Below are 23,192 nucleotides of genomic sequence, written 5' to 3' on the forward strand. Positions count from 1 at the left end.
CGCAAGCCGCGTCAGAAACCCATTAAGTCGGGCGCGGCGCTGCCGTCAGCGCTCGCGTCATCAGGGCTCCGCTGTCTCACTGGCCAGACCAGCCGGAATGCGTCCGTCGAGCGCCAGCATGGCCAATCCCCTGCCTGCGCGATCCCGTACAATAATCGCCCTCCCTCCGTCGACAGCCCGCATCTTCGCGCCGCGCCACATCGCCATGAACCTCAACATCGAACATGCTCTCGCGACTGCCCAACAGCACTGCGCGGCCGGGCGATTCGACGATGCATCGACACTGCTGCACACGATTCTGGCGAACGTTCCGGATCACGGCGAAGCGCTCGAGGGCCTCGGTTACATCGCCGCCGGACAGGGCGATCATGCCCGCGCGGCCGACTATCTGATACGGGCAGCGGCGCACCTGTCCATGTCCGCCGAGCAGATGCACTTCGCCGCCAAGGTCTGCCAGGCGGCGCAGCGCCACGAAGACGCCATAGCGCTATTCGAGCGCTGTCTCGCCGGATCCCCTGGCCATGTAGCCTCGATGCACGGCGCCGCGATGTCGCTGATACAACTCGGTGAACACGAGCGCGCACGCGAGCTGCTGGTGCGACTGTGCAAGATCCAGCCGCAATCGGCCGAGGCGCAATACAACCTGGGCACGCTGCTCGGGACGATGGAGCGCCACCAGGACGAAATGGATGCCTATCGCCGGGCAATCGCAATCAATCCGCGTTTCGTGCGCGCGTACGTCAATCTCGGGGTCGCGCTGCGCGATCTGGGGCGCTTCGACGAGGCGCTGCTTCAATTCAAGAAAGCGCTCGCGCTCGATCCGAACGATGCCGGCGCGCGCACCAATCGTGCCCAGACCAATCTGCTGCTGGGGGAATTCGAACACGGCTGGCGCGAATACGAATGGCGTTGGCGCGACGGGACGCAAACCCACGGTTTTCCGCCGGGTACGCAATGGACTGGCGCTCAACCGGTAGCCGGCAAGACGATTTTCGTTCATCACGAGCAAGGGCTCGGTGACACGCTGCAATTCGTGCGCTTCGTGGATCGACTCGGTGCGGCCGGCGCTCGCGTCGTGCTGCGCGTTCAGGATGTGCTGCTGCCGCTTCTCGAGGATTATCCTGGTGCGGCCGAAGTCATTGGCGAGCGCGCGGAGGTGCCGCGTTTCGACTACCACATCCCACTGCTGAGCCTGCCGTTTGCGCTCAAGGCTCGGGCAACCGACCTCGGGGTGCCAGGTGCTTATCTGCACGCCGATGCGGCGCTCGCGTCGCAGTGGGACGATGTGTTAGCGGGCGTTGGCAGGCGGCCCAGGATCGGGATCGTCTGGTCGGGCAGCCGGACGCATCTGAACGATCGCAAACGGTCGATGGCGCTCGATCAACTGATGCCGTTGCTCGATGCCAACGCGGATTGCTTCGCGCTGCAACCGGATGTCCGCGAAAGGGATCGCGCGGCCCTCGCGCAGCTCGATCAGCGCGGGGTGCTGCGCGATGTTTCGGCGCGGCTCACCACGTTCGCCGAGACCGCTGCGCTGATCGCGCGCCTCGACCTCGTCATCAGCGTCGATACGGCTGTCGCGCATCTGGCTGGGGCGCTCGGGAAGCCAGTATGGATTGCCTTGCCGTTCATGCCGGACTGGCGGTGGCAACTGGAGCGAAGCGATAGTCCCTGGTATGCGCAGGCGCGGCTATTCCGGCAGCCGGCGCAAGGCGACTGGGCGGCCGTGGTCGCCGCGTTGCGCGCCGCGATCGACGGCTTGCGGGGCGCCTGAGCCGCACCCGGCGACGATGGGCGCAGCGGTTGTCATCGCGATCGATAGCTTGGAAATGCCGGCCGGCCGCCTGTTCATATCCCTCCGATTGTTCGGCTGATCTTGCCAGTCAATTCGCGCCAGGCCGCTTTATCCGGCCGGCGCGGACCTCTACATTCACACTCAACGCCGGCCGATTGCCTCGTGCAAGTCCAGACGCCGGTTTCAATCGATGATGCAACTTACGTTGAGGTGAACAGAATGGGCAAGCTTTCAGGAAAGGTGGCCGTTGTCACGGGCGCGTCGAAAGGCATCGGCGCCGGCATTGCGAAGGCGCTCGCGGCAGAAGGGGCTTCGGTGGTCGTGAACTACGCGAGCAGCAAGGCAGGCGCCGATGCGGTCGTGTCCGCGATCACCGCGGCCGGCGGCAAGGCGGTTTCCGTAGGCGGCGACGTGTCGAAGGCCGCCGACGCGCAAGGCATCGTCGACACGGCGATCGAAACTTACGGTCGCCTCGACATCCTGGTGAACAACTCCGGCGTCTACGAGTTCGCGCCGATCGAGGAGTTCACGGAGGCGCAATACCGCAGGCAGTTCGACACGAACGTGCTTGGCGTCCTGCTCACCACGCAGGCGGCGGTCAAGCATCTCGGCGAGGGCGCGAGCATCATCAACGTCAGCTCGGTCGTGACGACGATCACCCCGCCGACTACCGCTGTGTATAGCGGCACGAAGGGCGCGGTGGATGCGATCACCGGTGTGCTCGCACGCGAGCTGGGGCCGAGGAAAATCCGCGTGAACGCGATCAATCCCGGCGTGATCGTGACCGAGGGTGCGCAAAGTGTCGGGGTCATCGGTTCGGACTTCGAGACCCATGCAATCAGCCAGACGCCGCTCGGCCGCGTGGGGCAGCCGGACGATATCGCGTCGGCCGTGGTTTTCCTCGCATCGGACGATGCGAGATGGCTCACGGGCGAACGTATCGTCGCGAGCGGAGGCATGCGTTAAGGCGGGTTGACGATCGACCTGCTTCGGGTTGAACGGGCACGTTCGGCGACCGCCGCCGAACGTGCCCGTTTGCGTTGAATCTGTGCAAACCACCGTCCAGGTGCTCCTTTCTGGTTGGCCGAAGCCTCCGCTAGTCGCGCGTGGAAAGCATCCGGCGCGTCGGCAAATCAGCAAGCGGCGCCGCGGATCGCGCGTTACAGGGGATAATGTGCCGCATGAGATCGACCTGAGGAACGGAGAACGCATGGCAAAGCAAGGATTCACCACCGGTATCGTCCACAGCGACAGAATCGCGGGCGCGGAGCACGGCAGCCTCCGGCAGCCGATTCATACGTCCGTACAGTATGGTTTCGAGCGCGTCGAGGATCTGATCGGCGTGTTTCAAGGCACGAAGAAAGGCGGCTTCAACTACGCGCGCCAGGGCACCCCCACGACGGCCGCGCTCGAGCGCAAGATCACCGCCCTGGAAGAAGGCACCGGAACCATCTGCTTCAGCACGGGCATGGCGGCTATCACGGCGACGTTCCTCACGCTGCTGCGCGCGGGCGATCATCTCGTATCGAGCCGTTATGTGTTCGGCAACACCAACAGCCTGTTCGGCACGCTGCGCACGCTTGGCATCGAGGTCACGACCGTTGATGCGAGCGACGCCGAAAACGTGAAGAACGCGATCCGGCCGAATACGCGCATGGTGTTCGTCGAAACCATCGCGAATCCGGGCACGCAGATTCCCGACCTGCAGGGCATCGGCAACGCCTGTCGTGAGCGCGGCATTGCGTACGTCGTCGACAACACGATCACATCGCCCGCGTTGTTCAAGCCGAAGGCGGTCGGCGCGAGCCTCGTCATCAACTCGTTGACGAAGACCATCGCGGGCCACGGCGCCGCACTCGGCGGCGCGGTGACCGATACGGGCCTGTTCGACTGGAGCGCGTATCCGAACATCGCCGATGCCTATCGGCAAACGGCGGCAAAGGATCAGGGGCTCATGCAGATTCGCAAGAAAGGCCTGCGGGACATGGGGGCGTCGCTGTCGTCCGAGCAGGCGCACTCGATCGCGATGGGCGCGGAAACCCTCGCCTTGCGCGTGAAGCAAAGCAGCGACAATGCGCTCGCACTCGCGCAGTTTCTCGAAGGGCACGACGCGATCGGCAAGGTGTTCTATCCGGGCCTGAAAAGCCATCCGCAATACGAAGTCGCGCAGGCGCTGTTCAAAGGCGCGTCATGGCTGCTGTCGTTCGAATTGCGCAACGCTCAGCGCATGATCGATGTCGTCAACGCGCTCAAGCTGCCGATCAAGGCGACGGGGCTCGGCGACACACGCACGCTCATCATTCCCGTCGCGCCGACGATCTTTTTCGAAGCCGGTGCAGAAACACGCAAGGCGATGGGCATATCCGACGGGATGCTGCGGCTGTCCGTCGGCATCGAGGAAATCGACGACCTGCTCGAGGACTTCTCGCAAGCGCTGAAGCTTGCTGCCTGACGCGCGGATCTTCGCCAGGTGAATGGGGCGAGCGCGTCGAACGATATCGGCGCGCTCGAAGTGCGAACCGGCGCACATCCGCCCAACGCCGGTTTCAGGCTACGACAAAAATCACCGCCCCGACTTCGCCCACCTGACTGAACAGTCGGACGAATCGATAGGTCTGCGCCTGTATCGTCATTTCGTTGAGGCCCGACCGGGTGCTCTCGAGTATCGCCCGTACGACGGATTCCGGAACTGCCCCGAGGTGCGCCCAGTCTTCCTGGGACTCGGCGGGGTCGCCCAGATGGACCTCGCTTCTCCCGTTCTTCGCGCGCACGAAGATCAGGCTGCCGCCCTTGTCCAGCGCAAGTTCGAGGTACTCCGACAAGGTTGCCAACGCTTCCGCGTCGACATCGAGGGCTTCACGTGAGTTCGCAGTCATAGGTCGCCACGCTGGTTGCGGTTTTACCCCTTATCGTACCCCTGCTCCTGCGATATGTGGCCGGGAGTGGCACGGCCAACTCAGTGGTGCAATCCAAACATACTGTGCCAGATCGCGCTGAAGAGGTTCGCTTGCGGGCGATCGCCGGATTTCGCGGACTCGTCGTTGCCCGCATCTCCGGGTTTCGAATGTGCGCCTGGCTCCGCGCCATTGCGCGCCGTGGCGCTGTCCGCCGGTTGGGACGCCGCGGTCTTGCGCGACCCGGTCTGTAGCGACCCGGTCTGGCGCGACAAATGCAATTCGACCGCGCCATCGGCAATGCGCGCAGCCAGTTCGGACTCGCAGTCGCCGCCGAGCAGCACACCGAATACGACGTCACGGTTGTAGCCCTGCTCGGCGAAGCGCATTGCCAGGCTGACATGGCGCGCGTACTCCGCCTGGCGTGCTGCCTCCTCCTCGCGCGCCGCTTCTTCGCGCTCACGGACGAGGCGCCCCATTTCCTCGGCATAGACGGCGTCGTAGACACGGCGCTGCGGCGGGTCCGAGAGAATCGCGTATGCCTCCTTGATCTCCTGGAATTGCGCATGTGCGGCGGCTTCGCGTCCCATATTGCGGTCGGGATGCGCTTTCATCGCGGCCCTGCGGTAGGCCCGCTTGATTTCCTCGTCGCTCGCGTCGTCGCGCACGCCCAGCAGGTCATACAAGGTCGCCATGGTTCGCAAAGATTGAAGTGGAATCGGGTCGATCGTAGCATGGCGCGCGAAGGCATGAATTACCAAAATCGTGGCGCACAATCCTAAATGCGCAGTTCGCGTTTGCCGTATTGTGCTATTCGAAGCCATCAATCCTGTACTGACGATATGTCGTGTGAACAATCCACGGCATGGACGTCGGGCCGAGACAGGGTTCTTTGCCGCGCTACGCGGGATGAAGCAAGCATGATGCGTCGGTAACGAGCCGTATCTGCCCAGTCATCGTGGCCACGCCTGCACGCCAGAGCCTTCGGCCAGCACAAACTGATTTCTGGCCGGATAGCCGTTGCATGAGGCGCTTGCCCGCCACGCACGGATCACCAGGCGAAATTATTTTCATCATATCCTTAGGATCTCTTATGAATGACATTGCAGGATACGACTTCGAAGACCTGGCACCGGGCATGAGTGCGAGCTTCGCAAAGACGATTACCGATGCGGACATCGTGCTGTTTGCCGGCGCATCGGGAGACAACAACGCGGTGCACATCGACGATGAGTTTTCGCGCAATACGCCTTTCAAGGGGCGCATCGCGCACGGCATGCTGACGGCGAGTTTCATTTCCGCGGCAATCGCCGGCCGACTGCCCGGCCCCGGCACGATTTATCTCGGACAGAGCCTGCGCTTCAAGGCGCCGGTGAGGCCGGGCGATACCGTTACGGCAACCGTGACGGTGCGGGAACTGATTCCCGGCAAGCGCCGCGTCGTGCTGGACACCGTCTGCACGGTGCGCGGCAAGGTCGTCATCGAAGGCGACGCGCTCGTCATGCCGACGTCACGCGCAGATCGCAACATTAGCGAACATTCAGCAAGCGAACTCGCGACGGCGGATCTGGAGGGCCAATGAGCAATCACTTCAACATGCCAGACGAGGTCATCCACGGATTCTCCCGCTCGGCGAAAGATTTCATGAGCGCGTTGGCCGGCGTCCCCAAGGCCACGGCCGTCGCGCCGGCAATCCTGCACCAGGCCGGCACGCGCTACTGGGGGCAGCAGTGGAACTTGTGGACGAGCATGCTGAACGGTTCTTCGGACGCGCAGACCGTCGAAGGCCAGGCGAGCCGCGATCAACGGTTCCGGGCCGACGAGTGGAGCAGCAACCGCTGGTACAGCCTGCTCAGGCAGAGCTATGTTGCCAATGCCGATTTGCTCGAGGAGCTGGTCGGCGCGACCGCGTACGGAGAGAGCGACAAGCACCGGCTGCGCTTTTTCATGCGCCAGTTCATCGATGCGGCCAGCCCCACGAATTGCGCCGCGACGAATCCGGAAGCGATACGGGCAGCCATCGAGTCGAACGGCGAGAGCCTTCGCACCGGCATGAGCAACCTGCTCGGGGACCTCGCGCGCGGAACGATTACGATCACCGACGAGGCCGCCTTCGAGGTCGGTCATAACGTTGCTGCATCCGAAGGCGCGGTCGTCTTCGAGAACGACCTGTTCCAGCTGATCCAGTACACCCCGCTGACCACGCACGTGGCGAAGCGCCCCTTGCTGATCGTGCCGCCTTGCATCAACAAGTTCTACATTCTCGACCTTCAGCCGGACAACTCCTTTGTCCGCTTCGCCGTCGAGCAGGGACAAACGGTGTTCATGATGTCGTGGCGCAACGCCGACGCCGAGACGGCACAGACCACCTGGGATGACTATCTGGAAACCGGCGTGACGGAGGCGATCGATACCACGCTTGCCATCACCGGTGCGGACAAGGTCAATACCATTGGCTGGTGTGTCGGCGGCACGATCCTCTCCTCGGCGCTTGCCGTGATCCGCGCGCGCGAAGAAGACAAGGTCGCGAGCCTGACGCTGCTGACGACCATGCTCGACTTCACCGACCCAGGCGATCTGGGCGTGTTCATCGACGAGCAGACCGTGGTGCAGCGCGAACTATCGTTAGGAAGCGGCGGAATCTATCCGGGCCGCGAACTGGGCTTCGTGTTCCAGATGCTGCGCGCCAACGATCTGATCTGGCCTTACGTCATCAACAACTATTTGAAGGGCAAAAGTCCCGCTGCGTTCGACCTGCTCTACTGGAATTCGGACAGCACCAATCTGCCCGGCCCGATGTACGCCTGGTATCTGCGCAACATGTACCTCGAGAACAACCTGCGCGTGCCCGGAAAGCTCACGATGTGCGGCGTTCCGGTCGACCTGGGCCGCGTCGATATGCCGGCCTATGTGCTCGCGACCCAGGACGATCACATCGTTCCGTGGCAATCGGCGTGGCGCAGCACACAACTGCTTGGCGGCGACGTTCAGTTCGTGCTCGGGGCAAGCGGACACATCGCCGGCGTCATCAATCCGGCGACGAAGAACAAGCGGTGCTATTGGATCGACGGCGAGATCGACGGCGGGGCCGAGGGCGCTGCTACCGGCGATCATGAACGCGATGCCGATGAATGGTTCGCCTCAGCGCAGCGCGCGCCTGGAACCTGGTGGAATCACTGGATCGCGTGGCTGCAACCGCACGCAGGCGGAAAGGTCAAGGCGCGCGCGAAGCTGGGAAGCAGGCAGTTCCAGCCGATCGAGCCTGCACCCGGGCGTTACGTCAAGGCGCGTGCGGACTGAGCGCGCACGCGTCGCTCACCCGCGGCCTAGCGCGCGCCAGACGCGGTGAGCGTCAGCGTATGAACGGCCGCGCCCGGCACGAACGGCGCGGCGTCCCCATGCACCCACGCTTCATGCCCCGCGATGAAATACGGCGACATGGGGTTTCCCGACTGCCCCCCCGGCATCTCGAAGATGCCGTCCTTCTCCCGCCCCGGCGAGACGGCAAAACGCTCGGACGCGCCGAACGCCGGTGACTGCACGCGCGGCATGTTCGTGTCGCCAGGCAGCGGATCGCGCGGCGTGCCGAGCCATTCGCGCACCCAAGGTAGCCACGCCGGCAGCATCCGCACGAACGGATGCGCGATCGCCGAGCGATTGCGCTCGCCCCAGCGCGCATCTTCGAGTTTCGTGCCCTTCGGCAACTGCGCAATCGCGCGATCGATCCTGTCCAGCACGAACGCGCGCCAGTCCGCCAGGCCTTCCGGTATCCACGCGTGATGGTCGGCGAGCGTCTCCATCGTCGCTTCGCAACGCGTGTTCGCCGCGCGATAGCTGACTAGCGGCGCAACCTCGCTCATCTGCGTGTCCAGCGCGCCGAACCATGCGTCGTAAAGCGAGTAGTAGAACGCGCGCACCAGCCGGTAGCCAACCGCGTCGGCATCCGCGCGTCCATCCCACGTTTGAACGAGCCGCCTGAACTCCGCTCGCTCGGGATGCCCGCTGAGCGCGCGCGCATCGAGCGAGTCGAGCGCGATGCGTCGCCAGTATTCGATCCAGAGGGCGCGGTCGTCGGTCTGCACCGCGAGCATGTCGCGCTCGCTCGCATGCGGCAGCGCCAGCAGATCGTCGCGGATCTGCGTCGCGCGTGCGCCGAGATCGGTGCCCGCGTCGCCAATGCGTGCCGCCTCGTCTAGTGGCAGTGTCCGGTTGTTCGCGGTCCAGATGCGGCCGGCCGGCGGATCGACGCGAACCGGATACGCCTCGGGTGGCAGATACCCTTGCCAACCGGCATACGTGCTCGAGCCGAACGGAAAACCGGTGAGCGCCGCCGCGTTCACGTCGGCATCCAGGAAGCGCGGCAGCGGCCCGGCAAGCGTCCAGCCGATATGGCCTTGCGCGTCGGCCACCGTGAAGTTCTGCGTCGGCACGCCGAAGGTCTGCGCGGCGTGCAACGCGTCGGCAACGTTGGTGGCGCCTTCGAGCCGCATGAGGTTCATGTTGACTGCCTGCGGATCCTGCGCGACCCAATGCAAGGCATACGCATGCGGACCGACGACAAGCTGTGGTCCCCAGCGCGTTTGCACGACCGGCAGATCGACAGTCGCGCCGCCGTTCACGTCGAGGCGTTCGTGGATCACTTGCGCCTTCTCCCATCCGCCGCCGGGAACACGATAACGCAGCGGATCTGCCGGATCGCGTTGCAGTTCGACCAGATCGACGAAGCGGCCATAGCTGTTCGTGAACGCCCAGGCGATATGGCCGTTGCTGCCGGCCACGACAAGCGGCGTACCCGGCAAACTGACTCCCGTAATACGCCGCTCGCGGCCATCTGGCGCGGGATAGACCAGCGACAGCCGGTACCAGATGTTCGGCAACGACAGCCCGAGGTGCATGTCGCTCGCCACCAGCGCGCCGCCCTGCGCACCATGTGCGCCGTCGACCGCGAAGCCGTTGCTGCCGACCGTCGAGTTGACCGTGCCCCCAGCGTCGACGAAACCGGACACACTGCTCAGGAGCCCGCTGCCTTCCGGCTCGGCATCGGCGGCGGAGGATCGCATGGTGTGCAGCCACGGCGGCGGTATCGCGGGCAGCGCGCCGGACGGCGCCGCCGTTGCGCCCGGCGCGTCGAGCGGCGCATCCCAATGGCTCGTCGCGGGCAGCAGGAACGCGAGCAGCCCGGCCGGGGCGCGCTCGCGCAACGCGGCGCGCGACAGCGCGCGCGTCACCTGCTCGTACTGAAGGTCGAAGTACATCGCATAGACTGCGAGCAGTGTGTCCTCCGCGCGCCACGGGGCCGGTTGCGCACGCAGCACCCAGTATTCGAACGGCCGCGCGCGAAGCGAGCGCAAGCCGTCGTTGACACCTGCCGTATAGCGCTCGATGACTTGCCGCTCGTTCGCGGGCAACGCGGCGAGCGCCGCCTGCGCGTGTTCGCGAAAACGCAAGGGCCGGCCACGCCGATCGAGCGGGAGCGCCGCCGGTCCGATGAGCGCCGCCATCTCGCCGGCCGCCACCCGGCGCAGCAAATCCATCTGAAAGAAGCGGTCCTGCGCGTGGATAAAGCCGCTCGCGTACGCGACGTCGTCACGCGTGCGGCCCTGCACCGTCGGCACGCCGAGCGCGTCGCGCGCGATCGTCACGGTCGCGAAGAGCGGCGCCGCGTGCGCGCCGTCGAGTTGCGGCAGGCTGGCGCGCAATGTCAACCAGGCCGCCAGCACCGCGGCGGCCACGACGATGACGACGATGGACAGCACCGTCAGCGGCCACGCGCGGCGCCGCTTTTGCGGAAAGAGGCTCGAACGGATCATTGCGGGTCGGGCGGGTCGTTGTTCATCGCTTCATGGCGCGGCAACCAGACCGGCCGGAAACCGTACGACCATAGCACGGCCGTGTGGCAGACAATCGATTGCGTATTTGGGGTGCCTTGCTGGCCGCTCGCGCTTCGCCAGGCCCAGACCCGCGCCGAATAGGACCAAGGTCCGGTTGTTCGCGCGGAGGGAACGACGTACGCTTCGGTTACCCTCCTGATCGCAGTGGTTCCCCACTGCGCACGCGTGCCGCGCAGGCGGGATCACCCGCAGCCGGGGACAACCATGGCCCGTCCACAGAAAGCCGAATCGTCCACCCACTCACTGCCCGTCGGCAGGTTTGATAACACGATCCTCGTCCTGCAAGGTGGCGGCGCGCTCGGCGCCTATCAGGCGGGGGTTTTCGCGGGGCTTGCCGAAACGGCCATCGTTCCGAACTGGGTCGCGGGCGTGTCGATCGGTGCAATCAACGCTGCCCTGATTACCGGCAATCCGCCCGAGCGCCGCGTCGAGAGGCTGCGTGAATTCTGGGAGCGCGCGTCGGCGTGGTCGCCTTTTACACTGCCTTCGTCGATCGATTCGATTCGCCCTTTCCTGAATTTTTGTAGCGCCGCTTCGGCGGTATCGTTTGGCATCCCAGGCTTTTTCTCACCCCGTCTAATGTCACCCCTTATCGCTCCAAAGGGTTCGATTGGCGCATTGAGCTTCTACGATACCGAGCCTCTGCGTAACACGCTCAACGAGCTTGTCGACTTCGACCTCATCAACAGCAAGGCAGTGCGCCTGTCGCTCGGCGCAGTCAACATATGCACCGGGGAGTCCGTCTATTTCGATAACACGAAAATACAGATCGGGCCGGAGCACATCATGGCGAGCGGGGCGCTACCGCCGGGTTTCCCACCCGTGCACGTTGACGGCGAATGGTACTGGGACGGTGGCATCTCGTCGAACACGCCGCTGTGGTATGTGGTTGACGAAGCCTACCGCGAAAGCGGCCTCGTGCTGCAAGTCGACGTGTTCAGCGGCGCGGGCGCGTTCCCGGAGAACATCAATCAGGTACAGGAGCGCATGAAAGACCTGCAGTACGCCAGCAAGACCCGCTTTAACGCGGCGCGCATCAATCAGCAGGAGGAGCTGCGCGCGTCGCTGCGGCGGGTGCTGGCAATGCTGCCCGAGCACGCGCAGTCCGACCCCGATGTCCAACGGCTCGCCGCGATCAGTACGCGTGGTGAGGTCCTGCTCGTGCGCTTGACCAACCGCCACGACACGCACTCGTCCGACTTCAAGGACTACGAGTTTTCTCGCGCGACCGTGCAGGACTTATGGGAAGGCGGCCTCGGTGATGTTCGCCACGCAATCGCCACCGAGGCATGGCGCGACGCGATAGAGATGGCCCAAGGCATTTACGTCTGCGACCTCACAACGAAGTCCGAAAAGGAGTCACCACGATGAAAGAATCCGAAGTGATCGAGCGCGCATTCGCGATGCCGCTCACCAGCCCCGCGTTTCCCCCGGGTCCGTACCGTTTCGTGGACCGCGAATTTCTCATCGTCACCTACCGCACCGACCCTGACATACTCGCCGAGGTGATCCCCGCGCCGCTGGAGATGACCGAGCCAATCGTCAAGTTCGAATTCATCCGGATGCCGAACTCTACCGGCTTCGGCGACTACACCGAGAGCGGACAGGTGATACCGGTACGTTTCCAGGGCCAGCCGGGTAGCTACGTGCACGCCATGTACCTCGACGACATGGCGCCTATCACGGGCGGACGCGAACTCTGGGGATTTCCGAAGAAGCTTGCGTCGCCCCAGTTGCGCGTCGAAAAGGACACGATCGGCGGTGTGCTGCGATATGGCCCGGTACCGATCGCGGTCGCCACAATGGGTTACAAGTATCGCCCATTGCCGCACGACAGGATTCTCGCATCGCTGTCCGCGCCAAACTATCTGCTGAAGATCATTCCACACGTCGACGGCACGCCACGGATTTGCGAACTGGTTCGATATTTTTGCGAGGACATTACCGTCAAGGGGGCCTGGGAGGGTCCCGCTGCAATCGAATTGTTCCATCACGCGCTTGCGCCCGTTGCGGCGCTGCCGGTACTCGAGGTGATTTCCGGCTTGCATATCCTGACCGATCTGACGCTCGGGCTCGGCACGGTGGTCCACGACTATCTGGCACGGTGACGCTTGTCGCAACGCGTACGGCAATGGCCGCCCCGGCGGCCAGGGCCCTCGCGTCGAAGCAGGCCCGGCGCTCCCGGTCGCGCAAACTCTACGAGCACTTCACGAAACGGCCCGCTTCATTCGGGTATGCCGGTTACTTGCGAATCCCAACGGTAACCAGATACTTAGTTATACGAATACAAGCGGAGAATTTCCGTCGATAAAAGAACAGCTGAGTGCCTTGCGCAGCCGCCCTCGAGCGGCAACCGCTTGACCTAAGTCAATTTGATCATCGCCCACCGCCTTAGCCTTCCCAAAGGCTCCGCGACTTCATAACGGGATGCCACGGGGGAAATCGACCACTCGGTGCCCGGGAACGGGCTTCCAGCGTTTTGACAGGCGAACAAAGGTGCGAAGATGAGAAATGCGACCTATCGTGGTGTGATTACCGTGGCGGCCACCGTCCTGCTCGTTGCCGGATGTGCAAGCAACAACGTTCCGACCCAAACGCAGTACTCAGGCTTCCTCGGAGATTATTCGAATCTCCAGCAGGCCCAGGACCCGAAAGGAGAAACGTTCTTGCGCTACGTGAGCCCCAGGCTCAATCCGGCTTCCTACCATGCCGTCATTGTCGAGCCGCTCACGATGTATCCCAAAGCCGAGCCCACGGACCAGTTGAGCCAGGCAACAATCGATCAGATACGCAGTTACGGCACGACTTGTCTGAAGCAGGCAATCGCTTCGCGCGTGCGCGTCGTCGATACGCCGGGTCCTGGCGTCGTGAAACTGAACGTGGCCGTCACCGGCGTCGCCAGCACGGCAGAGGGGCTCAAGCCGTACCAGGTCGTACCCATGGCCTTCGTCGCCACGATGGCTGTCAATACGGTAGCGGGCGCACCGCAGCAAGCGAAGCTGCTGGTCGAGGCAATCGCCACGGACAGTGTCTCCGGCGAGGTCTTGTCCAAGTCGGTCCGCACGCACACGGGCGAGCGGTTGCAGCGCGTTGCCTCGAACATGCCCGTCATCACGTTCGAGGCGGTCAAGCCGATCATGGACGACTGGTGCGACTCGGTTTCGAAATCGGTCACACAGTATGTAAAGCCGCGCTGAACGCGCCATAAGAGAGCGATATGTGGATCTACCGCATCGACGAACCACGCCTTGGCGCGGTTCGGGTGCACGAATGGCGCCGTCGTGCCCGACATGCCGTTGCCATGCTCGTGCTGGTGCTCGTCGCCGCGACTGGCGGGCTCGTGTTGCTGGACGAGTCGACCGCTCCTTTTCATACCCGATTGTTCACCGCGCTCTGGGATGCGGCCAACCTGACCACGACACTGGGCGATTTTTCGGAGTTCGACGAGCGCCAGAAGGTCTTCATGCTCGCGGCAATGCTCGTGACCATGTTCGTTGCCGCGTTTTCCATATCGAGGCTGACCGGAATTCTGTCCGGAGACGACGTAATTGCTTACAGGGAGAACCGGGCCATGGAACGTCAACTCGAGCGGCTCGCCGGACATGTCGTGGTCGTGGGCTACCGCTCGCTGGGGCAGCGCGTAAGCGCGCAACTCCGCGAAGCGGGCGAAACCGTGCTGGTGCTGGTAGTCGACGCATCGCTCGCAGACAAGGCTGCGGAGAACGGCAACCTCGTCATCCTCGGCGCCGCAGACGTCTTCGACGACGCACTGCGCCGCGCCCGCCTCGACAGCGCAAAGGCGCTCATTGCTACGAGCCCCGATGGCGACGCCAACGTGGCCATCACGCTGCTGGCGAAATCGTTGAACCGGTCGCTGCCGATCAGCGTGCCCGGCGAAAACGGCTTGAGAAAAGCGCTGCTGGAGGACGCCGGAGCGACCGATGTCGTCATTGGCGATGACATCATCGCCAATGCACTGATCGGAAAACTCGGCGCTCGTACGCAGGCCGTATCGTGAAAATAATCTTGTACGAGCCACACCTCGTTCGCAATCGTGCCTGAGTTGCCCCGAAGTATGTCATTCCACTCGCGTATCACCGCAGGAGGCTGAAATGAAAACCCTCATCATACTGACGTGCGTGATGATTTCGACGAACGCGTTCGCGGAATGCGCGACGAATGCCCGTGGTGAGACCGTCTGTGGCAATGGGCAGACTGCCGGGGGCTATAACCGGAATACGGGCACGGCCTGGACATCGCAGGTCAACCAGAATGGCGTTCGAACGACCCAGACCAATCATGGCGGCGAAGCGAAGACAATGAATGGAAAAGGCGTCGCCAAGGGGCCGGGCGGAACGACCTGTTATAAGACCGCGACCAGTCACGGTTGCAACTGAACACGCTCGTCGGGCCATGCGGCGCCGCGCGACGGTCATCGCGGAAGATTTTTAAGAATCGCCGCTGCCACATCCTGGCTGACCATGCCCAGCGCGTGATCGTGCGCGGCGACAAGCGCGTCATAGCCTTGCCCTTGCGCGGGCACGTGTGCGAGCGTGCGCCCGACGATCGGCGTCGCCTTGCCGGGAGGCCAGATCGTCCACAGCGCCTCGATAGTGGCCATATTCCCAGGCACGGAGTCGAACTGCATGACGTCGACACGCACGCGCCACGTCGGCAAATCACTCGAGTCCGCCCCGTACGTGCTCACGTTTTCGGAACCCAGCAGGATCGAAAGATTCCCGGCCAGCGTACGCTGGATGTTGCCCTTCAGCGGCCCGGCCCAGCGCTCGAACTCGTTGGGCCACACCTGGTTGCCTGCAACGCTGACGACGATCTGCGGCCGGTCGACCAGCTCGGGAATCGTGACAGGATTGACCACCACATACTGCGGCATCTCAGTGCCCATGCTGGTCAGTGCCGCGTCCGGCTTTAGCCGGTAATAGGTCGACGTCGGCGAGTTTCCACAACCGCCGAGCGACGCCACCAGGGCCATGAAGAGGGGTGCGAGGGCGCGTGTCACGGGTGGGCCTCCTGCTTCTTGCCTCGAATCAACGCCTCCGGATGCTGCTCGAGATAATCGGCGAGCGAACGGAATGCGGTAGCCGTGCGTGCAAGCTCTTGTACCGCGTCGGCTGTGTTCTGCTGTAGCGGCGAGTCGGGTTTCAATGCGTTGTTGGCCGTATTGAGCGCCGTCTGCGCTGCAGCCAGTGTGCCCTGCGCCTGCGGGACGACAAGGGTGTCGAGATCGTTGAGCAGCGTCTTCGCACTGGCAAGTGTCTGTTGAGTATTCTTGCCGATGGCGCCAAACGGAATCGTGTTCAGCTTCGCCACGAGTTCCGTGACGTTGTCCTGCAGCCGCTGGAGGTTTCCGGGAATCGTCGGCAGTTCCGGCGGCGACGACTCCCAGTTGACCGTGGCTTTTGGCGCGTCGGGGAAAAAGTCGGCGGCCAGATAAAGTTGCCCGGTCAGCAGATTGCCCGTTCGAAGCTGTAGCCGCAGCCCCTTCGCGACCAGACGATCCGCGAGCGCGTGAGGATCGTTGCTTATGCGGCCGCCGGCGTTGCTCTGATAGTGGGAAGTGAAGAGCTCCGGATAAAGGTCTATTTCCACCGGTATCGTGAATCTCTCAGTCTTTGGATCGAAGCGCGTATAGATCGCCGTAACTTCGCCCACCACGATGCCACGGAAATCGACTGGCGCGCCCACCGTCAGTCCCCGGACCGATTCAGCGAAATTGGCAACGTACTTGACGACGATGTGATAGTGCGCCTTCATCGCGTCGTCCCGATTGGGAAACAGCGTGAAGGTCGAGCCGCTCGCAGCGACGGTGTCATCACGCGCGCCCGGCGGAGATTCGAATGCAATGCCGCCGATCAAGATCGACACCAGCGACTGCGTGTTCACCTGGATGCCATTCGACCCGACCGTCACGTCAACACCGCTCGCATGCCAGAAACGGGTGTCCGCAAGGACGAACCTGTCATACGGCGCGTTGATGAATACCCGCAGCGTCACACCGTGGCCATCTGGATCGAGCTTGTAGGCGGAGACCTGTCCGACCTGCAGCCTTCGGAAGTACACCGGCTCGCCGACGTCGAGCGAGCCCATATTCGTGCTCTTCAGGATGAATTCGCGTCCGGGCACATCGCTCGAAATCACAGGCGGGACTTCGAGTCCGACGAAATCGCGGCGTTCGGTCCTGGATTTTCCGACATCCATTCCGATGTAGGAGCCGGACAGGAGCGTACTGATCCCGGAGACCGTCCCGCCGGAGATGCGCGGGCGCACGACCCAAAACCGGGTGTTGTCGACGAGCATGTTCGTCGCATCCTTGTTGATCTGGGCTGTCGCAATGACCCGCTCGTGGTCGGGTGTCAGCGTGACGGACTTGATGATGCCGATGTCGACGTCCTTGAACTTGATTTTCGTTTTTCCCGCCTCGAGGCCTTCGGCTGTCAAGAAGCTGATCGTGATTGTCGGCCCCTTGTCGATGGCCGCCTTGACGGCGAGCCACCCGCCGATCAGGACCGCGAGGATCGGGACGAGCCAAACGATTTGCAGGCGCCAGCGCGATCGCGGCACCGCATCCGCATTGGGGAAATCAGGCTCTTTGTCGGGTGCCGGCATGATCGCGCTCCGCTTCGTCCCATATCAGGCGAGGATCGAACGCCATCGCCGCAAACATCGTCAGCACCACCACCGCCCCGAATGCGATCGCCGCGTTGCCGGCCTGGATGGTCGCCAGCGCCTGGAACTGCACCAGTGCAACGAGCATCGTGATGACGTAGATATCGAGCATCGACCAGCGCCCCACGAACTCGACCACCCGATAGATCCGCGTGCGTTGCACGGCGTACCAGCGCGAGTGCAGTTGCGTGGAGATCGCGAGGTAAGCGAGCGCGAGGATCTTCAGCATTGGCACGGCAATACTCGCGACGAACACGACGATTGCCAGCGGCCATGACCCGGACGTCCACAGATAGACGACACCGGAGAGGATCGTGTCGTTCTCCGTGCCGAACAGCGAGTTCGTGTACATCACGGGCAACAGATTCGCCGGGATGTACATCACCATCGCCGCGGTCAGGAAGGCCCACGTGCGCGAGAGGCTTGCGGGCTTGCGCAGGTGCATTGGCGCGCCACAGCGCGGACAATCGAACGCGTGTGCGTGACGCGGCGCGCTGGCGAGCAGTCCGCAATCGTGACAAAGGGCGAGACCGCATCGCGCTGCGGTAGCTGCGCCTTGCAGCGACGCCTCGTCCACGTCCGCTTCAGCGCTCTTGTGCTGGATTGCGGCGACGCGCGACCACAGGTTACGTGTATCGAATGCGGAGCCAGCCGCCGCCAGTACGAACATCAGGGCACCGAACGACCAGAGCGCGGGACCCACCACCACGCCAGCGATCGCGGACAACTTCACGAGCGCGACCAGCAAGCCGAGAATCAGCACTTCGGTCATGCCCCACGGCTGACAGAGATGGCACAGCCGGAATATGGCCGGACCGCCCCACGGAGCACGGTCGAACTTGAGCGGTATCAGCAGCCACAACATGCTCGCGGTCTGCAAGACCGGCATCAGAAACGTGGTCGCGAATACCAGGCCCGCGATCGGCCATTTTCCGTCGTGATACAGCACGCTCACGGCGCCCAGCAGCGTCGTCTCGACGACGGTGCCGTTGACCGACAGACCAACGATCGGGTAGAGGTTCGACACCGCAAAGAGCACAACGGCGGCGAGAGAAAACGCGAGCGCGCGATCGAGACTGCCGGGCAGTTCCCGGTACAGCTCGGCGCGGCAGCGCCGGCATCGCAACGCCCCTCCCTCCGGCACGGCCACCTCGCGCTGCAGGAGATCGCATTCGTGACAGGCGATAAGTTTCCCACGGGTCATTGGGACACCTGTGCGACAGGCTGCGCAGATGTGGCTGGCGGTTGCGACTGTGCGGGTGCCGAGGCCGGCACGGTCATCTGCTCTGCTTGAACAACCCAGCCTCCGCCCATCGCCATATAGAGGTTGACGACGTTCGTCAGGGTTGCCGCCTGGGTCTGCGTGAACTGAATTTCGGCGTTGAACAAATTGCGCTCGGCGTCGAGCACCTCCAGGTAGCTCGTATAACCACCTTCGTAGCGCGCGCTCGCGAGCCGCAGATACTTGCGCAGCGCCTCGACCTGCCTGCCCTGGACTATCAGTTGCTCGCGCGACTTCTGGACCGCGATCAAGGAGTCGTCGACTTGCTGGAACGCGACCTGGATGGCGCTCTGGTAGGCGAAGAGCGCTTCTTGCTGCCGCGCGTCGGCCTGTTTGTTCTGCCCGTAGATGTTGCCAGCAGTGAAAATCGGCGCGGTCACGGCCCCGGCGAACGACCACACTCGCGCCGGGCCAGTAAACAGACTCGAGAACTGCGTGCTGGTCGAGCCAAAGAATCCCGTCAGCGAGATCTGCGGGAAGTACAAGGCGCGCGCCGCGCCGATCAATGCGTTTTGTGCGATCAGGTTCTGCTCTGCCTGTAGCAGGTCGGGCCGACGATTGAGCAGGTCCGACGGCACCCCCGCAGGCACCGCGGGCGTGGCCAGCGCGCCCAGCGCGCGGCCACGCAGGATCGGCATGGGATTGCTGCCAAGCAGCACCGAGAGCGCGTCTTCCTGCTGCGCGATCTGTTGCTCGAGCAGCGGGATGTTTGCCGCCGTCGCCTCATAGTCGGACTGACTCTGCGCAAGCTCCATCTCCGAGGTCTGGCCGTACTGCAGACGCAGTGTGAACACATGCACGGAATCGGCCCGGCTCCCCAGTGTGCGTTGTGCGATTTCGAGCTGGCTGTCGAGGCTGCGCAGCACGATGTACGAGGAGGCGACCTGCGCAACGAGCGTCAGGATGGTCGCGCGGCGCGCCTCCTCGGCAGCGCTCACATTGGCGCGCGCGGCTTCTGTTTCACGCCTCACCTGACCAAACAGGTCGATCGTCCAGAAGCCCGATATGCCGGCCTGGAATTCGTTGAATACAGGGGAGGCGCCAGTGGGTAGCGGTACGGGACCATTCTGCGTTGCGCGCTCGCGCGTCGCATTCAACCCGACGCTCGCTTGCGGGAAGAGTGCAGAACGTGTGCTCACGAACTGGCCCAGGAACTCGTTGACGCGCGCGGCCGCCTGCTTGACGTTGAGGTTGTTCTCCAGCGCAGTCTTGATCAAGTCATCGAGGACGGGATCCTGAAACTGCTCCCACCACGCCGTGTTGACGACGTCGGCCGCGTCTCCATAATCGAACCGGAATGTCGCGGGCACGGCCACCTTCGGTCGCTCGTAGTCGGGGCCGAGCAGGCAGCCATACAGCGAGCCTGCGAGCACTAGCATCATGGAGAGACGCGCGTATGGGGCGGCACGCATTTCACTCTCCCTCGCGCCGCGCCGAAGGCGAGGCATGCTGGGAGCCGGGTCCGCCCGTATTCGGGGGCGGCGCGCTGGGCCCCGTGTGAGGCGTCTCCTTGCCCCCGGTCTTGCGCGAGCCAATCGATTCGATGCCCCAGTAGAACATCGGGATGAAGAAGACGGCGATGGCGGTTGCCCCCAGCATCCCGCCGATCACACCCGTACCGATCGAATGACGGCTGTTCTGCGAGGCGCCGAGCGCGATGGCGAGCGGCACGCAGCCGAGGATAAAGGCGAGCGAGGTCATCACGATCGGACGCAGGCGCTCCTCGGCCGCGGTCAGCGCGGCATCGTACGGCGACTTGCCCTGCTCCCGGTTCAGCACCGCGAATTCGAAGATCAGGATGGCGTTCTTCGCGGCGAGCGCGACCAGCATCGTCAAGCCGATCTGGAAGTACACGTCGTTATTGAGCCCACGCAGCAGAATCGCGAGCAGCGCGCCAAACAGGGCGAATGGCACCGCCATCAGCACGCCGAACGGCAACGACCACTTTTCGTATTGCGCCGCAAGGATCAGGAACACCATGATGATGCCGAACACGAATACGAGGTTCCCCGTCGAGCCCGACTTGATCTCCTCGAACGCCTCACCGCTCCAGCCGACCGAGTAACCCGGCGGCATCTGCGCGGCAAGCTCCCGCAAGGTCGATATCACCTGTCCGGAGCTGTAGCCCGGTGCCGCGTTCACTGTGATTTTCACGGCAGGGAAGTTGTTGAACCGGGTGACGAGGTCGGGGCCTGTCACGTACCGGTACGTCATGACCGCCTTGATCGGCACCATGTTGTTGGTGCGGCTGCGCACGTAGATCTGGTCGAGGTCGCGCGGCGTGAGACGGTAGCGCGGATCGGCCTGCACGATCACCTGCCACAGCCGCGCGTCTTTATTGAACTGCGACACGTAGAGCGAGCCGAACATGGTTTGCATGGCGCTGTACACCTCCTCGACCGGCACACCGAGCGTCTCTGCCTGATCGCGATCGACATTCACGCGCAGTTGCTGCGACGCCGCGTTGAACGTCGAGGTCACGCCGGTCAACTCCGGCCGCGCCTTCGCCTTGGTCACGAAATCCTGGACGACGCCTGCGAGCTGCTGAATCGACCCGTCGCCCTGGCTTTCGATCCACATCTCGGTGCCGCCCGTCGTCCCGAGGCCGGGAATGGACGGCGGATTGACCGGCACCACGATGCCCTCCTGCACCTTCGATAAGGTCTCGTAGGCCTTGATCAAGACCGCCCGCGCGTTCTGTTCCCTGATATTCGAGAACTTGTATCGCTCATCGAAGCCCTTCAGGCCGACGAAGAACGTGCCCGCGTTGTACTTGTTCTGGCTGTCAAGCAGGCTGTAGCCATTTACAACGGTGATGCTGCTGACCGCGGGTTGCTTCATGAAATGGTCGGTGACCTTGTCGCCGACCGCCGCGGTCCGGTCGAGGCTGGCCGCGTCCGGCATGATGATCGCGCCAAGCAGATAGCCCTGATCCTCGGGCGGCAGGAAGGCACCCGGAATCGACCTGGCCATCAGGACCGCGAGCACGATAACGCCCGCGAAGACGAGGATGCCGATCACGTAACGCTTGATGATGAACTGCACGGCACGCCCATAGCCCGCCGTCATCTGCGTGAACTTGTTTTCGAACCAGCGGAAGAAGCCCTTCTTCTCCTGGTGCGTGGGCTTGAGCAGGATGGCGGCCAGCGCGGGCGAGAGTGTCAGCGCCACGACTCCGGAGAGCACCACGGAAATCGCAATCGTGATCGCAAACTGCTTGTACAACTGTCCCGTGATCCCACCGAGGAATGCGACCGGGACGAACACGGCACACATCACGAGCACGATCGCCACGACCGGTCCCGATACCTCGTCCATCGCGCGCTTGGCCGCATCTTTAGGACTCAGCCCGTGGACGGTCATGTTGCGCTCGACGTTCTCGATCACGACAATCGCGTCGTCCACGACAATGCCGATCGCGAGCACCATGCCGAACAACGTCAGCATGTTGATGGAGAATCCCAGCGCAGCCATCCCCATCGCGGTGCCGACGATCGACACGGGAACCGCGATCACCGGGATGATCGTCGCCCGCAAGCTCTGCAGGAACACGAACACGACGATCACCACCAGCACGAGCGCCTCGAAGAACGTGTGAATCACGTCGCTGATCGATGCGCGCGTAAAATCCGTCGTATCCATTGCGATCTGATAGTCGAGCCCCTCAGGGAACGACTTCTTCAGCGTTGCGAGCGTCGCGCGCACCTGCTTCGAAACGTCGAGCGCGTTCGCACCTGGCTGCTGATAGACCGCGATAACGGTCGCCGGCTTGCCCTGGAAGGTGGTGCGATTGGAATAGCTCTTCTGTCCGAGTTCCGCCCGGCCGACGTCCCTGAGCCTGACGATAGCCGCTCCGCTGCTCGCTGCGCGGATGATGATATTGTCGAACTCGACGGGGGTTGCGAGGCGCCCCGTCGTCGTCACCGCGAACGATTGCTCGACCGCGCTGCCCGTCGGTGACTGGCCGACCGTCCCCACCGCGAATTCCTGATTCTGGGCGCGCACGGCGTTCTGAACGTCGCCCGCGGTAATGCCGAGTTGCGCCATGCGATCCGGCTTCAGCCAGATTCGCATCGCGTAGTCAGGTGTCCCAAAGATAGATGACTGGTTGGCGCCTGGTATGCGCTTGAGCGTGTCGAGCACATAGACGTTCGCGTAGTTCGCGATATAGGTCGGATCGAATCGCTCGTCCGGCGAGTAGATCGCGATCACCATCATGAACGCATTCGACTTCTTCTGGACCTGGATCCCCTGGGCCTGAACGCTCTCCGGGAGTTGCGGCAATGCGAGGTTCACACGGTTCTGCACGTCGACCTGCGCGAGTTCAGGATTCGTGCCGATCTCGAAGAAGACATTGAGCGTCAGGTTGCCCGTCGACGAACTCGACGAATACATGTAGATCATGTTGTCCGCGCCGTTGACCTGCTGCTCGATCGGCGCGGCGACGTTGTTCGCAACAACTTCGGCACTCGCTCCAGGGTAAGTGGCCGATACCGTGATCTGCGGCGGCGTGATGTCCGGGTACTGCGCAATGGGCAGAGAGAACAGGGTCAACGCGCCGCCAAGCGTGATGACGATTGAAATGACGGACGCAAAAATCGGCCGGTCGATACAGAAGTGGGAGATATTCATGGAGACCTGCC

Annotated in this window: 18 protein-coding genes; 10 read left to right on the forward strand and 8 right to left on the reverse strand. The window is 63.3% G+C overall.

What is annotated here, in order from left to right:
- Nucleotides 1-205 precede the first annotated feature (205 nt).
- The 3 genes from BMI01S_RS19270 to BMI01S_RS19280 all read left to right on the forward strand — a co-directional run bounded on the left by BMI01S_RS19270 (nt 206) and on the right by BMI01S_RS19280 (nt 4,247).
- Complete coding sequence (locus tag BMI01S_RS19270) at nt 206-1,774, forward strand: tetratricopeptide repeat protein (RefSeq protein WP_028231419.1); 1,569 nt, start codon at nt 206-208, stop codon at nt 1,772-1,774.
- A 240-nt stretch (nt 1,775-2,014) separates the two neighbouring features.
- The gene (locus BMI01S_RS19275; RefSeq protein ID WP_028231418.1) at nt 2,015-2,761 is read left to right on the forward strand and encodes an SDR family NAD(P)-dependent oxidoreductase; all 747 of its coding nucleotides are present in this window, start codon (nt 2,015-2,017) and stop codon (nt 2,759-2,761) included.
- Nucleotides 2,762-3,005: 244 nt separating this feature from the next.
- The gene (locus BMI01S_RS19280) at nt 3,006-4,247 is read left to right on the forward strand and encodes a cystathionine gamma-synthase family protein (protein ID WP_028212809.1); all 1,242 of its coding nucleotides are present in this window, start codon (nt 3,006-3,008) and stop codon (nt 4,245-4,247) included.
- A gap of 94 nt (nt 4,248-4,341) precedes the next feature.
- Here the strand turns inward: BMI01S_RS19280 and BMI01S_RS19285 are convergent, their stop codons facing one another.
- Together BMI01S_RS19285 and BMI01S_RS19290 are read right to left on the reverse strand one after the other, a co-directional pair.
- Nucleotides 4,342-4,671 carry a hypothetical protein gene (locus BMI01S_RS19285; protein WP_028231417.1) on the reverse strand — a complete coding sequence of 110 codons (330 nt, stop codon included), beginning with the start codon at nt 4,669-4,671 and terminating at the stop codon, nt 4,342-4,344.
- Nucleotides 4,672-4,751: 80 nt separating this feature from the next.
- Nucleotides 4,752-5,384, reverse strand: coding sequence for a J domain-containing protein (locus BMI01S_RS19290; protein ID WP_036045339.1), 633 nt, complete (start codon nt 5,382-5,384; stop codon nt 4,752-4,754).
- A 398-nt stretch (nt 5,385-5,782) separates the two neighbouring features.
- Here BMI01S_RS19290 and BMI01S_RS19295 point away from each other — a divergent pair, with 398 nt between their 5' ends.
- Nucleotides 5,783-6,271, forward strand: coding sequence for a MaoC family dehydratase (locus BMI01S_RS19295; RefSeq protein WP_028212812.1), 489 nt, complete (start codon nt 5,783-5,785; stop codon nt 6,269-6,271).
- The gene (gene phaC, locus BMI01S_RS19300) at nt 6,268-7,989 is read left to right on the forward strand and encodes a class I poly(R)-hydroxyalkanoic acid synthase (protein WP_028231415.1); all 1,722 of its coding nucleotides are present in this window, start codon (nt 6,268-6,270) and stop codon (nt 7,987-7,989) included. Before BMI01S_RS19295 ends, phaC begins: the two co-directional genes overlap by 4 nt.
- Before the next feature lie 26 nt (nt 7,990-8,015).
- Here phaC and BMI01S_RS19305 read toward each other — a convergent pair whose 3' ends face one another.
- Nucleotides 8,016-10,499 carry a penicillin acylase family protein gene (locus BMI01S_RS19305; protein ID WP_036045337.1) on the reverse strand — a complete coding sequence of 828 codons (2,484 nt, stop codon included), beginning with the start codon at nt 10,497-10,499 and terminating at the stop codon, nt 8,016-8,018.
- A 285-nt stretch (nt 10,500-10,784) separates the two neighbouring features.
- On the opposite strand from BMI01S_RS19305, the gene BMI01S_RS19310 reads away from it, so the two are divergent.
- The 5 genes from BMI01S_RS19310 (at nt 10,785) to BMI01S_RS19330 (ending at nt 14,977) form a co-directional block, all read left to right on the forward strand.
- The gene (locus BMI01S_RS19310; RefSeq protein WP_028212814.1) at nt 10,785-11,951 is read left to right on the forward strand and encodes a patatin-like phospholipase family protein; all 1,167 of its coding nucleotides are present in this window, start codon (nt 10,785-10,787) and stop codon (nt 11,949-11,951) included.
- Nucleotides 11,948-12,688 carry an acetoacetate decarboxylase gene (locus BMI01S_RS19315; RefSeq protein ID WP_028212815.1) on the forward strand — a complete coding sequence of 247 codons (741 nt, stop codon included), beginning with the start codon at nt 11,948-11,950 and terminating at the stop codon, nt 12,686-12,688. The genes BMI01S_RS19310 and BMI01S_RS19315 overlap by 4 nt, the downstream gene beginning before the upstream one ends.
- A 396-nt stretch (nt 12,689-13,084) precedes the next feature.
- On the forward strand, nt 13,085-13,777 hold the full coding sequence (locus BMI01S_RS19320; protein ID WP_028212816.1) for a DUF3313 domain-containing protein: 693 nt from the start codon (nt 13,085-13,087) through the stop codon (nt 13,775-13,777).
- Nucleotides 13,778-13,797: 20 nt separating this feature from the next.
- Nucleotides 13,798-14,598: an NAD-binding protein gene (locus tag BMI01S_RS19325; RefSeq protein WP_028212817.1), complete on the forward strand. Its 801-nt coding sequence runs from the start codon at nt 13,798-13,800 to the stop codon at nt 14,596-14,598.
- Between the two features lie 94 nt (nt 14,599-14,692).
- Complete coding sequence (locus tag BMI01S_RS19330) at nt 14,693-14,977, forward strand: hypothetical protein (RefSeq protein WP_028212818.1); 285 nt, start codon at nt 14,693-14,695, stop codon at nt 14,975-14,977.
- Nucleotides 14,978-15,012: 35 nt separating this feature from the next.
- Here the strand turns inward: BMI01S_RS19330 and BMI01S_RS19335 are convergent, their stop codons facing one another.
- The 5 genes from BMI01S_RS19335 to BMI01S_RS19355 are packed head-to-tail and all read right to left on the reverse strand — an operon-like array spanning nt 15,013 to nt 23,181.
- Nucleotides 15,013-15,600: a PqiC family protein gene (locus BMI01S_RS19335; RefSeq protein ID WP_028212819.1), complete on the reverse strand. Its 588-nt coding sequence runs from the start codon at nt 15,598-15,600 to the stop codon at nt 15,013-15,015.
- Complete coding sequence (locus tag BMI01S_RS19340; protein ID WP_028212820.1) at nt 15,597-17,207, reverse strand: PqiB family protein; 1,611 nt, start codon at nt 17,205-17,207, stop codon at nt 15,597-15,599. Before BMI01S_RS19340 ends, BMI01S_RS19335 begins: the two co-directional genes overlap by 4 nt.
- Complete coding sequence (locus BMI01S_RS19345; protein ID WP_036045334.1) at nt 17,182-18,471, reverse strand: paraquat-inducible protein A; 1,290 nt, start codon at nt 18,469-18,471, stop codon at nt 17,182-17,184. Before BMI01S_RS19345 ends, BMI01S_RS19340 begins: the two co-directional genes overlap by 26 nt.
- A complete protein-coding gene (locus tag BMI01S_RS19350; protein ID WP_036019502.1) occupies nt 18,468-19,961 on the reverse strand; it encodes an efflux transporter outer membrane subunit in 1,494 nt (497 codons plus the stop codon). The genes BMI01S_RS19345 and BMI01S_RS19350 overlap by 4 nt, the downstream gene beginning before the upstream one ends.
- A gap of 1 nt (nt 19,962) precedes the next feature.
- On the reverse strand, nt 19,963-23,181 hold the full coding sequence (locus tag BMI01S_RS19355; protein WP_028231413.1) for an efflux RND transporter permease subunit: 3,219 nt from the start codon (nt 23,179-23,181) through the stop codon (nt 19,963-19,965).
- Nucleotides 23,182-23,192: the final 11 nt, after the last annotated feature.

This window comes from Paraburkholderia mimosarum LMG 23256 = NBRC 106338 (genome assembly GCF_000739815.1).
Taxonomy (GTDB): Bacteria; Pseudomonadota; Gammaproteobacteria; order Burkholderiales; family Burkholderiaceae; genus Paraburkholderia; species Paraburkholderia mimosarum.

What these genes read in the sequence shown, in the direction of transcription:
- BMI01S_RS19270 (WP_028231419.1), top strand. Translation starts at nt 206, where the DNA reads ATGAACCTCAACATCGAACATGCTCTCGCGACTGCCCAACAGCACTGC.
- BMI01S_RS19275 (WP_028231418.1), top strand. Translation starts at nt 2,015, where the DNA reads ATGGGCAAGCTTTCAGGAAAGGTGGCCGTTGTCACGGGCGCGTCGAAA.
- BMI01S_RS19280 (WP_028212809.1), top strand. Translation starts at nt 3,006, where the DNA reads ATGGCAAAGCAAGGATTCACCACCGGTATCGTCCACAGCGACAGAATC.
- BMI01S_RS19285 (WP_028231417.1), bottom strand. Translation starts at nt 4,671, where the DNA reads ATGACTGCGAACTCACGTGAAGCCCTCGATGTCGACGCGGAAGCGTTG.
- BMI01S_RS19290 (WP_036045339.1), bottom strand. Translation starts at nt 5,384, where the DNA reads ATGGCGACCTTGTATGACCTGCTGGGCGTGCGCGACGACGCGAGCGAC.
- BMI01S_RS19295 (WP_028212812.1), top strand. Translation starts at nt 5,783, where the DNA reads ATGAATGACATTGCAGGATACGACTTCGAAGACCTGGCACCGGGCATG.
- phaC (WP_028231415.1), top strand. Translation starts at nt 6,268, where the DNA reads ATGAGCAATCACTTCAACATGCCAGACGAGGTCATCCACGGATTCTCC.
- BMI01S_RS19305 (WP_036045337.1), bottom strand. Translation starts at nt 10,499, where the DNA reads ATGATCCGTTCGAGCCTCTTTCCGCAAAAGCGGCGCCGCGCGTGGCCG.
- BMI01S_RS19310 (WP_028212814.1), top strand. Translation starts at nt 10,785, where the DNA reads ATGGCCCGTCCACAGAAAGCCGAATCGTCCACCCACTCACTGCCCGTC.
- BMI01S_RS19315 (WP_028212815.1), top strand. Translation starts at nt 11,948, where the DNA reads ATGAAAGAATCCGAAGTGATCGAGCGCGCATTCGCGATGCCGCTCACC.
- BMI01S_RS19320 (WP_028212816.1), top strand. Translation starts at nt 13,085, where the DNA reads ATGAGAAATGCGACCTATCGTGGTGTGATTACCGTGGCGGCCACCGTC.
- BMI01S_RS19325 (WP_028212817.1), top strand. Translation starts at nt 13,798, where the DNA reads ATGTGGATCTACCGCATCGACGAACCACGCCTTGGCGCGGTTCGGGTG.
- BMI01S_RS19330 (WP_028212818.1), top strand. Translation starts at nt 14,693, where the DNA reads ATGAAAACCCTCATCATACTGACGTGCGTGATGATTTCGACGAACGCG.
- BMI01S_RS19340 (WP_028212820.1), bottom strand. Translation starts at nt 17,207, where the DNA reads ATGCCGGCACCCGACAAAGAGCCTGATTTCCCCAATGCGGATGCGGTG.
- BMI01S_RS19345 (WP_036045334.1), bottom strand. Translation starts at nt 18,471, where the DNA reads ATGACCCGTGGGAAACTTATCGCCTGTCACGAATGCGATCTCCTGCAG.
- BMI01S_RS19350 (WP_036019502.1), bottom strand. Translation starts at nt 19,961, where the DNA reads ATGCGTGCCGCCCCATACGCGCGTCTCTCCATGATGCTAGTGCTCGCA.
- BMI01S_RS19355 (WP_028231413.1), bottom strand. Translation starts at nt 23,181, where the DNA reads ATGAATATCTCCCACTTCTGTATCGACCGGCCGATTTTTGCGTCCGTC.